The sequence below is a fragment of the Thermodesulfovibrionales bacterium genome (assembly GCA_035622735.1).
Classification (GTDB): Bacteria; Nitrospirota; Thermodesulfovibrionia; order Thermodesulfovibrionales; family UBA9159; genus DASPUT01.
The window spans coordinates 1-10,024 of the sequence record DASPUT010000143.1; the positions used below are offsets into that span (position 1 = coordinate 1).

Annotated in this window: 8 protein-coding genes; 4 read left to right on the top strand and 4 right to left on the bottom strand. The window is 54.2% G+C overall.

What is annotated here, in order from left to right:
* Both VEI96_07685 and VEI96_07690 read left to right on the top strand, forming a co-directional pair.
* Window positions 1-462: ATP-binding protein (locus VEI96_07685; protein HXX57868.1), on the top strand; the 462-nt coding region annotated here is incomplete at its 5' end.
* Between the two features lie 101 nt (window positions 463-563).
* On the top strand, window positions 564-1,913 hold the full coding sequence (locus tag VEI96_07690) for a sigma-54 dependent transcriptional regulator (protein ID HXX57869.1): 1,350 nt from the start codon (window positions 564-566) through the stop codon (window positions 1,911-1,913).
* Between the two features lie 3 nt (window positions 1,914-1,916).
* Here the strand turns inward: VEI96_07690 and nadB are convergent, their stop codons facing one another.
* Genes nadB through VEI96_07710 form a run of 4 tightly spaced genes read right to left on the bottom strand, consistent with a single transcriptional unit; the run spans window position 1,917 to window position 8,502 of the window.
* Window positions 1,917-3,557 (bottom strand): L-aspartate oxidase, encoded by a 1,641-nt coding sequence (nadB, locus tag VEI96_07695; protein ID HXX57870.1) that lies wholly within the window; start codon window positions 3,555-3,557, stop codon window positions 1,917-1,919.
* The gene (larE, locus tag VEI96_07700; GenBank protein HXX57871.1) at window positions 3,550-4,356 is read right to left on the bottom strand and encodes an ATP-dependent sacrificial sulfur transferase LarE; all 807 of its coding nucleotides are present in this window, start codon (window positions 4,354-4,356) and stop codon (window positions 3,550-3,552) included. The genes nadB and larE overlap by 8 nt, the downstream gene beginning before the upstream one ends.
* 59 nt (window positions 4,357-4,415) lie before the next feature.
* Window positions 4,416-5,945, bottom strand: a complete 1,530-nt coding sequence (locus VEI96_07705) for an Rne/Rng family ribonuclease (protein ID HXX57872.1) — start codon at window positions 5,943-5,945, stop codon at window positions 4,416-4,418.
* Window positions 5,926-8,502, bottom strand: coding sequence for a TIGR03960 family B12-binding radical SAM protein (locus VEI96_07710; protein ID HXX57873.1), 2,577 nt, complete (start codon window positions 8,500-8,502; stop codon window positions 5,926-5,928). The genes VEI96_07705 and VEI96_07710 overlap by 20 nt, the downstream gene beginning before the upstream one ends.
* Window positions 8,503-8,564: 62 nt before the next feature.
* Here VEI96_07710 and bamD point away from each other — a divergent pair, with 62 nt between their 5' ends.
* Both bamD and VEI96_07720 read left to right on the top strand, forming a co-directional pair.
* Window positions 8,565-9,359 carry an outer membrane protein assembly factor BamD gene (gene bamD, locus VEI96_07715; protein HXX57874.1) on the top strand — a complete coding sequence of 265 codons (795 nt, stop codon included), beginning with the start codon at window positions 8,565-8,567 and terminating at the stop codon, window positions 9,357-9,359.
* A complete protein-coding gene (locus VEI96_07720; protein HXX57875.1) occupies window positions 9,310-9,927 on the top strand; it encodes a bifunctional precorrin-2 dehydrogenase/sirohydrochlorin ferrochelatase in 618 nt (205 codons plus the stop codon). The genes bamD and VEI96_07720 overlap by 50 nt, the downstream gene beginning before the upstream one ends.
* The last annotated feature ends 97 nt before the right edge of the window (window positions 9,928-10,024 follow it).

Consider the following 10,024-nt stretch of genomic DNA (forward strand, 5'->3'; position numbering starts at 1 on the left):
ATGCCGGAGATCGTGAAAGCTCCCACGGCACTTAATGCTATAGTAGAGGAGGTTGTGAATCTCTACAGGGATAACAAGGGCTTTACAATAACGGTCTCCCTGCCGGAGGTGACGCCCCTCGTGGATCTAGACGGTGAGCAATTTAAGCGGGTCCTGATAAACCTCTTTGACAATGCGATACATGCCACGGGCGGGGCGGGGAACATTACCGTTACGCTCCGTTATGATATGGGAGGAAAGAAGGCATATATCGACGTTGCTGATAATGGCCCTGGGATAAGGGAAGAAGACAAGGAAAAACTCTTTCTGCCTTACTTCTCAACAAAAGACGGCGGGACGGGGCTTGGCCTAGCGATTGCGAGTAAGATCGTTGCCGACCATAGGGGATATCTGAGGGTAAAGGACAATGAACCGCAGGGAACGGTCTTCACCATCGAAATGCCGATAAGCGAAGGGGAGTAGAGGAGTGAAAGAGACAGTGTTGCAGTCGGATGATTTCCGATGCTGACCTTAGCATCACATTGCTGCGCCCGCGATGGCCGTTGCTTCGGGAAGGAGGGATCATGGAACCGGTAATACTCATTGTAGATGATGAGGAGGGAATACGGGAAAGCCTCTCGGCCATATTTGAAGACGAGGGATATGGCGTCATTGCTGCCGGGTCAGGGGAAGAGGCCCTCCGCATGATTAAGGAACAGCTGCCTGACCTGATACTCCTTGATGTCTGGCTCCCGGGAATGGACGGCATCCAGACCCTGCAGGAAATCAGGGCGCTCCATGGGGAACCGCCGGTGATCATGATTTCAGGACATGGAAATATCGAGGCGGCCGTAAAAGCTACAAGGATCGGCGCATACGACTTCCTCGAGAAGCCTCTCTCGCTCGAGAGGGTCCTGCTCAGTGCGAAAAGGGCACTCGAGAAGGGCGCCCTCGAAAGAGAAAACAGGGACCTCCGGGAGAGCGTGATCAAGAAATGGTTGCTCATAGGGGAATCTGCGGCCATGAAGGGTCTCCGTGAACAGATCGGAATGGCTGCACCGAGTAACAGCAGGGTTTTCATAACAGGTGAGAGCGGTTCCGGGAAAGAGGTTGTTGCGAGACTGCTCCACGGGATGAGCGGTCGGGCTGAAAGACCCTTTATTGAGGTGAATTGCGCGGCGATCCCTCACGAGCTCATAGAGAGTGAGCTCTTTGGCCATGAAAAAGGTTCCTTTACCGGGGCATCGGAGAAAAAGAAGGGGAAATTTGAACTGGCAGACGGCGGCACCCTTTTCCTGGACGAGATAGGAGACATGTCGCTTCAGACACAGGCGAAGGTCTTGCGGGTATTAGAGACACAGGAGTTTCAGCGGGTGGGCGGCAGCACAAACATAAAAGTGGATGTGAGGATTCTTGCCGCAACGAACAAGAACATCGCGGAAGAAGTCGAGAAGGGTGCCTTCAGGAGTGACCTTTTCTTCAGGCTCAACGTTATACCGATTTCTGTCCCGCCCCTCAGGGAGCGGAGGGAGGACATCCCTTCGCTTGTTGAATATTTTGCACAATCCCTTGCAACGGAGCATGGGAAACCTCTGAAAAAAATAACTTCTGAAGCGATCAAGGACCTGCAGCTGTATGACTGGCCCGGAAACATACGGGAGCTGAAGAATCTCATCGAGAGACTCGTGATCATGACCTCATCGGCTGCGATCGATAGGGATGATCTCCAGCTCGTGAGAGGGAAGAAAGAGAGCGCGGATTACTTTTCCTATGGAACGCTTAAAGAGGCCCGGGAGGGCTTTGAAAAAGACTTCCTTTCCCGTAAACTTGAGGAAAACAACGGCAACATTTCGCGAACTGCCGAGATACTGCAGATCGAAAGGAGTAATCTTCACAGAAAGATAAAGGCGTACAAGATAAAAGTGGATAGTTAGCCTTTACCCTTCTCGCCCTTTCAGAGATCCGGCGCTGTCCCGTTCCCCCATTCGCTCCCGCGAAAGTCTCTGCTCCGAAACCGCCTTCTCTTCCGCTCCTCCTCTTTCCCACTGAATGTGTCTCTTCCACGCCCTTCCTTTAGCCGGAAAATCAGACCGGTAGTGTGCGCCGATGCTCCCCTTCCTCGCCAGTGCCGATTCCGTGATCAGGTGAGCGACCGTTATCATGTTTTTCGTTTCCTGCTCCTGTTTTACAAGGGAGATTTCATCAGAAAAGGGCATCCAGCGGGAGAGCCTCTCCCGGGCGAACAAAAGCGACTCAGAACATCTGATTATCCCGACTTTCTCCCACATGAGTTTTCTCAGGGCCGCCCTCGCTTCAGCCAGATCCACCGGGGGGAAACAATGCGCTGCCCGGACAGCATGAGGTCGTTTGTTCGACGCCGAAATTCTCGGGCTCCGGGAATACTGCGAGGCAGCCAGCCCCGCCCTCGCGCCAAAAACAAGCCCTTCAAGGAGACTGTTGCTCGCAAGCCTGTTCGCACCATGCACCCCGGTGCAGGCCACCTCTCCGGCCGCATAGAGACGCGGAATATTTGTTGCTCCGTAAAGATCCGTCTTGATTCCTCCCATGACGTAGTGGGCCGCCGGAGTGACCGGAATAAGATCTTCCGTTATATCTATGCGGTACGCCCTGCATGTTGCGTTGATTCTCGGGAATCTCTTCACGAGAAAGCTCTTCTTGAGATGTGTCAGGTCGAGGTAGACATGGGAACTCCCTGTTTCTACCATCTCTGATAGTATCGCCCTCGATACCACATCCCGGGGGGCAAGCTCCGCAAGGGGATGATATCTCTCCATGAAGAGTCGTCTGTGGATATTTCTCAGGAGGGCACCTTCCCCCCGCATCGCCTCGCTCAGGAGGAAGTGAGGAGCACCCGGGACATAAAGGCTTGTTGGATGAAATTGCACAAATTCCATGTCTTCGAGAATGGCTCCGGCACGACACGCTATTGCCATCCCGTCTCCCGTAGCCACTCCCGGGTTTGTTGTCCTTTCGTACAACTGCCCGGCACCACCGGTGGCAAGAATCGTCGCCTTTGCAGAAAGGCCAACGACCTTTCCATCCCTGAGGACAGAGATGCCGGTGCATTCACCGTCTCTCACGTTGAGGCCGAGCGTAAAGGCAAAGGGATACTTCTTCACAGACGGGTATGTCCTCACCTTCGTGAGGAGTACCCTTTCAAGCTCCCTTCCCGTCGAATCTCCTTGGGCATGGAGCACACGATTCTTCGAGTGTGCCGCCTCCCTCGTGAAGGCGAGTTTGGTCCCCTCTTTATCAAATTCCGCTCCCCACGAGATAAGCTCGGTTATCCTCTCGAGCCCCTCTTCGACGAGGACCTTGACGGCACCCTCCCTGCAGAGCCCGTCTCCTGCCCTGAGAGTATCTTCAAAATGAATGCCCACTTCGTCCTCATCGCTGAGCGCAACAGCGATTCCTCCCTGTGCGTATTCCGTGCTGCTCTCCGTGGGTGTGTCCTTCGTTATGATGACCACATCGCCGTACTTCGCCAACTCGATCGCGGCTCTGAGGCCTGCCACACCGCTTCCGACGACGAGAAAATCAACGAACTCTTCATCCATTGAGCCTGCCGCTTCTGAATTCCTCAAGGTCGAGTGAAACAAATTTATACCCTAGGGAGATCAGTTTTTCTCTGACAGCTGTCCTTGTTTCCGGGTTGAGCATTTTCGGGATATCCTGCTCCTTCAGCTCGATCCTCGCGACGTCCCGGTGATGCCTAACCCTGACTTCTTGAAACCCGAGTGACTTCAAGAAGGTTTCGGCCGCTTCCACCTGCTTCAGCGCCTCTCGCGTTATCGTTTCACCGTAGGGAAACCGCGAAGAGAGACAGGGAGAAGAGGGCTTGTCCCATGTGGGGAGAGACAGTTCGCGGGACAACCGCCGCACATCCTGCTTTCTCAATCCGGCCTCGATAAGCGGACTCCGTATGCCGTGTTTCAAGGCGGCCTTCCTCCCGGGCCTCCAGTCGTGGAGATCATCAAGGTTACTGCCGTCGAGGACGAATCTGTACCCGGCGGATCGGGCGATCTCCTTCAATCTTCCGAAGAGATGATCCTTGCAGTAGAAGCACCGGTCGACGGGGTTCTTCACGAACTCGGCAAGTTCCAGTTCTCCTGACTCGATGATGGTGTGACGAACTCCGAGCCTTCGCGCGATATCCTTGGCATCACGGAAGTCCTGCCCCGGCATCGCAGGAGACACGGCGGTTACCGCCATTGTGCCTATACCCGAGAGTACCGCGGCCTTGAGCAGGAAGGTACTGTCGACGCCTCCGGAGTAAGCGATGACGGCACTTTCCATCTCCGTGAAGATGTCTCTCAGACGAATTATCTCGGGAGCATCAAAGGCTGTTGTACTCATGGCTATCCTCTCGGTTTCTCTTTCCCGCCTCGACATGCCAAGGGACAGGGCTGACCCTTCTATAACTGAATAACTTCATAGTTCTCCTGATGGAGTTTGTTGTCTTCCTTAACAATGACCTTCACCCCGTACTTATTTTCGATATCCTCCAGTCCCGATCTCTCTTCATCGGAGAGCAGTTCCGCTACAGACGGATGGGCCGTCACGATAATCCTTTCACCGCCGTGCCGAGCCATCTTGGTGATCTTTCTGAATATTTCGTAGCAGAGGGTCAGCGGGGACTTCACAAACCCCTTCCCTTCACAGTACGGACAGGCTTCGCAGAGGGTTCTGCCGAGGCTCTCCCTGACCCTCTTTCTCGTCATCTGTATAAGCCCGAGTTCGGAGATATGGAGAATGGTGTTCTTCGCCCGATCCCGCTTCATCGCCTCGAGAAAGGCGTTGAAGACCTTTTCTCTGTTTTCGAGCCTCTCCATGTCGATAAAGTCTACGATGATGATCCCCCCGAGATTCCTGAGCCGTATTTGGTATGCTATTTCCTTCACGGCCTCGAGGTTTGTCTTGAGTATGGTATCCTCCAGGTCCTCCTTGCCGACGAATTTACCGGTATTGACATCGATGACCGTCATCGCCTCTGTCTGGTCTATGACGATGTAGCCGCCGGACTTGAGCCACACCCTTCTTCCCAGCGCCCGTGAGATGTCCAGTTCGACGCCAAAGGCGTCGAATATCGGCTCCCCGTCACCAAAGAACTCTATTTTTGAAAGGAGTTTCGGGAAGTAGGTCTTCACGAATTCCCTGATCCTCTCGTGTTCATCCCCCGAGTCTATCACAAGCCTTTCGACATCCTGGCTCATGAGATCACGGACGCTCCTGAATGCAAGGTCGAGGTCACTGTAAAGGAGGATCGGTGCACCGCCCCGCTCTCTCTTCCCCTGGATGTTTTCCCAAAGAAGCAGCAAGAACTCCATGTCTTTCTTCAGCTCCTCTTCCGTGCTTCCCTCGCTGGCGGTCCGGATTATGAAGCCGTAACCCTTCGGTTTGATGTTTTCGAGTATTCCCCTCAAGCGGTCGCGTTCTTCTTCATCGGAAATTCTCCTCGAGATCCCGACGTGCTCCACATTTGGCATGAGGACGAGATAGCGGCCGGGCAACGTCACATAGGAAGTGACCCGGGCTCCCTTGCTCCCGATGGGATCCTTCGATACCTGCACAAGGAGTTCCTGCCCCTCTTGGATGATCTCCTCTATCGGCAGGTCCTGCCGTCCTCTCCGCGAAACGAACTCTATGGAATTGTTCTTTTCTTCCTCCTCGAGAAACGGAGCGTATTCCTCCGGATCGGTCATAATGTCGGCTACGTAGAGAAACGCCGCCTTCTCGAGTCCTATATCTACGAAGGCCGACTGCATTCCGGGGAGTATCTTGATGACCTTTGCCTTATAGATATTCCCAACAAGGCTTGCATCCCGTTTCCGTTCGACGTAAAACTCTATGACCTGCCCGCCTTCGAGCACGCCGACTCGTATCTCTTCCCGGGTAACGTTGATCAGTATCTCGTTTGCCAATGCGCTAATGCGCGGGGGAAACACTGTTCTCGCCCCGCGCCCCCTCCCCCTCTCTTCCTATGCATGCCTTCCGTGACTCCTCGTCAGCCGCGTGATACACTGAAGCGAGCGGCTCAAGCCAGCCTGCCCGCCAACCATGCATGCTCACCCTTGTTATGCCGAGTTCTTCCGCCGGCATATGAAAGACCTCCCGAAGGAGTTCTCCGATCCTCACTTTGCCGTCTGCATTGTCAATCGCGACGATCCTGACGGTAGTATCATCACCAATCCATGCCTCTGAAACCATCTGTCTTATATCCACCGCTACCGTTTTCCTGTTTGCCTTTTCCCGTTCGACGACTACGGATCGTTTGACGAGAAAATCCTCTATCACCCCGGCATCGGGACATGTTATCTCATACTCGTATCTCGATACAAAGCTGTCCAGTGAGGGTTCGTCGACCGGTATGAGCCCGGTCTCCCCAATGAGGAGTCCCGCGGGGAGAACGCTGTTCATACGATTTCTTACATCGGACAGTGCAAAGGCAGGCTCAATCTCCAGATCAAAATATTCTTTCAGGCCGCTTACTCCGACGTTCAGAGGAGGCCCGAAAGAGACCCGGGGAGAAGGATGAAATCCCTGGGAATACTGGAGCGGAATCTCCGCCCTTCTCATGGCACGAATAAAGACCGTCATCAGTTCCCTGTGCGATAGGTACCGCATAACCCCCGTCTTTGAGAATTGGACCCGCATCCGAACCGGTCTCATACGGTGCGGACTCTGAACAAGAGACCTCTCCACTCCCGGTAGCTCTTGACCGCCGACCGCTGTCTCGTGACCGGTTCCTGTCGTTTCGCACCCCAGGCCGCAGCCGTGGCACCCCTTCTGGCAGTCCGCGGTCTTCCTGCAGGAAAGCGCCTCCTGGAGTTCACCCCAGAGGAATTCTTTCTTAACGCCGACATCGATGCCGTCCCACGGGAGTCTGTCTCCACCGCCGTAATCCTTCTGGGGACGTGCGTGGATGTCTATTCCGGTCTTTTCGGCAGCGGCGATCCATTTCATGAAATCGAAGCATTCCGTCCAGGCATCGAGCCTGCACCCCAGGGCCCATGCCTTTTCGATGAGATCAGAGAGGTCCTGACCCCCTCTCGAAAAGAGGGCCTCGAGGAGGCTCATCGATGGATTATGTCCCTTGTAGGTGATCTTCCTCTTCGAGAGGTTAAGCTTCAGGTATTCCATTTTCTCCCGAATCTTTTCTCTCTCTTCCTGGCCGCACCATTGCAGCGGCGTATGAGGCTTCGGGACAAAGGGGGATATCCCGACGTTCACGTTCACATATCTGCGGGTATATCGTTTTGCAGTCCTCAGCGCCCGCTGGGCCATTTCAGGGATCGCCTCCACATCCTCATCCCGTTCTGTAGGCAACCCGATCATAAAATAGAGCTTGATCGTCTCCCAACCCTCCGCAAAGAGGGCGTGCAGGGCACGGTCATAATCCTCCTCAGCGAAGTCCTTGTTGATAACCATCCGCAGTCTGTCCGTGGCAGCTTCCGGCGCCATCGTGAAACCGGTCTTCCTCACCGTTTTTATCTCTTTCAATACCTCCTGATTTACGGCAGCCACCCGCAGTGACGGAAGAGAGAGGGAAACCACCTTGCCCGATAACCTCCTGTTCAGTTCCTTCACGAGCGGTAGGAGATAGGGATAATCACCCGCGCTGAGGGAAGTGAGCGAGACCTCTTCATGGCCGGTGCTTTTCAGGGAGGCATCCACAATTCCCAACACGCTCTGGGGGCTCCTCTCTCTCAGGGGCCTATAGATCATGCCCGCCTGACAGAACCTGCAGCCTCTCGTGCATCCTCTCGATAACTCGACCGTAACCCTGTCATGAACGATGGAGGTATATGGCACGACGGGATAAACCGGATAGGGAGCATCATCAAGTGATGACACGTATCTCCTCTCTATCGGAGAATCTTTCGGGGTTAGCCCATGGACAGCGGGCACATAGATCCCCTTCATTCCTGCAAGTTTCCCGAGCAGCGAGTCCCTCTTCCCGTCGCCTCCGCTCTTCCAGTCATAAACGGTCTCCAGGATTTCCGTTACCGCCGACTCTCCGTCCCCGATAAGAAAGGCATCGATAAATGACGAGAGGGGAAGGGGGTTGACGGTACAGGGGCCGCCGGCGATAATCAGCGGGTCCTTTTCTCTCCTCTCTCCCGACCGCATCGGGATTCCGGCCAGGTCGAGCATGTTCAGCACTGTCGTATAACAGAGCTCATACTGGAGACTGAACCCGACGATGTCAAACTCCCTGAGCGGCCTCTTCGTCTCAAGGGACGATAGCTGAGTCCCTGTTGTCCTCATCGCAGCTTCCATATCCGTCCAAGGCGAGAAGACCCGTTCTGCAGAAGCATAGGGGAGGTTGTTGATCAGGGAATAGAGGATTCTCAATCCGAGGTGTGACATGCCGACATCATAGATGTCGGGAAAGGCGAGGGCGACCCGAACCGGTGCGGTTCGATAAACCGCATTTACCTCCCTGTTGATGTACCTGCTCGGTCGTTCAAAGCGGCATAAATTCATGTATAAGAATACCACAGGGACTGCCTTTTTACTATCGGCCCTTGACAGAAGAGGCCTGAGAAGGCTTAAATAAAAAGATGCTTTTCAAGAGACATCTTCCGGGTTCATTCCGAGCGACATCAAGAATCTCCTGGGGAGCGCTCGTCCTTCTCCTTCTCGTGACCCTCTCCTGTTCAGGAAAAAAAGAGATCAAACCCGAGGAACAATTTGACCCCGAGAGATCGCTTGCCCGGGCCAACGAACTCATCGAAAACAAGAACTATGAGGAGGCAAGAAAGATACTCCTCGAGGTCAAGAACCGGGACGTTACTAAGAAATATGCGCCCATCGCCCAGTTGCGGATAGCGGACAGCTATACCAAGGAGGATGAGGTAGACCTCGCTGTCGCAGAATATAAGAGTTTCCTCGAAATATACCCTGACCACAAGAACGCGCCGTACGCACAGTACCAGATAGCGATGGCCTATTTCGGGCAGATCGCAGGCCCTGATCAGGGTTACGGTGCCGCAGCAAAGGCACTGGAGGAATTCGAGAAGCTGAAGCGTCTCTACCCGAGAAACCCCTATCGCGAAGTGGTCGACATAAAGATCGAGACGTGTAGGAACACCATGGCCGATTATGAATTTCTCGTCGGCGAGTATTACTTCAAAAAGGCCTCTTACGGGGCTGCACTGGGAAGGCTTGAAGGCTTACTCTCGAAATTTCCTGAATACAAGAAAGAACCGATCGTGCTCTACCACATAGCGCTGTGCTATAAAAACATAGGCAATAAGGATAAAGCGACCGAGTATCTGAACCGCCTCGTCGAAAAGTATCCGAATGATGCGCTCGCCAAGGACGCAAAGAAAGAGATCGCCTCGATCAGCAAATAGGTTCTCCTATCCTCTCTTCCTCGACCTTAACGGCAGGAGATGTCTGGTCATCGGCGGGGGGAGGGTGGCCGAAAGGAAGTGCCTGCCCCTCATGAATTCCGGGGCCCTCGTGACCATTGTCAGCCCGTCACTGACGAAACGGCTTGAGGGTTACAAAATAAAGGGTCTCGTAAAACACAAGAAGCGGGAGTACAGGAGCAGTGATATCAAATCCAGCTTTCTCGTCATCGCTGCCACGAATTCTGAGGAGATAAACAGGCAGATTTCACGGGATGCCGAAGCTGCCGATAAACTCCTCAATGTCGTCGATCAACCCGCCCTCTGCAATTTTATCGTCCCGTCCGTTGTGAGGCGGGGCCTTCTGACCATCGCCGTTTCCACTGGCGGAGCCAGCCCCGCCATGGCTAAGGCTATCAGGAAAGAGCTCCAGCAGCTCTACGGTCCCGAGTTCTCGAGATTTCTCGGCCTCATGAAGAAACTCCGCTCAAAGGCGATGAAAGAGATTACGAACAGGAAGCAGAGAGAGGCGTTCCTCAAGGAGCTTGCAGACAGGCTGTTCACGGGGTGACAAACCCGACCGCCGGCTTCACTCGATCCTGAGAACCCGTGGAGGCAGAAGCTTAGCCGGTCTCTGAGGCGCGGTGGCAGCCTTCACAAAGATAGGG

Bases quoted from the DNA above. Each gene is read 5' to 3' on its own strand.
- nadB (HXX57870.1), bottom strand. From the start codon at position 3,557: ATGGATGAAGAGTTCGTTGATTTTCTCGTCGTCGGAAGCGGTGTGGCA.
- VEI96_07720 (HXX57875.1), top strand. From the start codon at position 9,310: ATGCGCTCGCCAAGGACGCAAAGAAAGAGATCGCCTCGATCAGCAAAT.
- larE (HXX57871.1), bottom strand. From the start codon at position 4,356: ATGAGTACAACAGCCTTTGATGCTCCCGAGATAATTCGTCTGAGAGAC.
- bamD (HXX57874.1), top strand. From the start codon at position 8,565: ATGCTTTTCAAGAGACATCTTCCGGGTTCATTCCGAGCGACATCAAGA.
- VEI96_07690 (HXX57869.1), top strand. From the start codon at position 564: ATGGAACCGGTAATACTCATTGTAGATGATGAGGAGGGAATACGGGAA.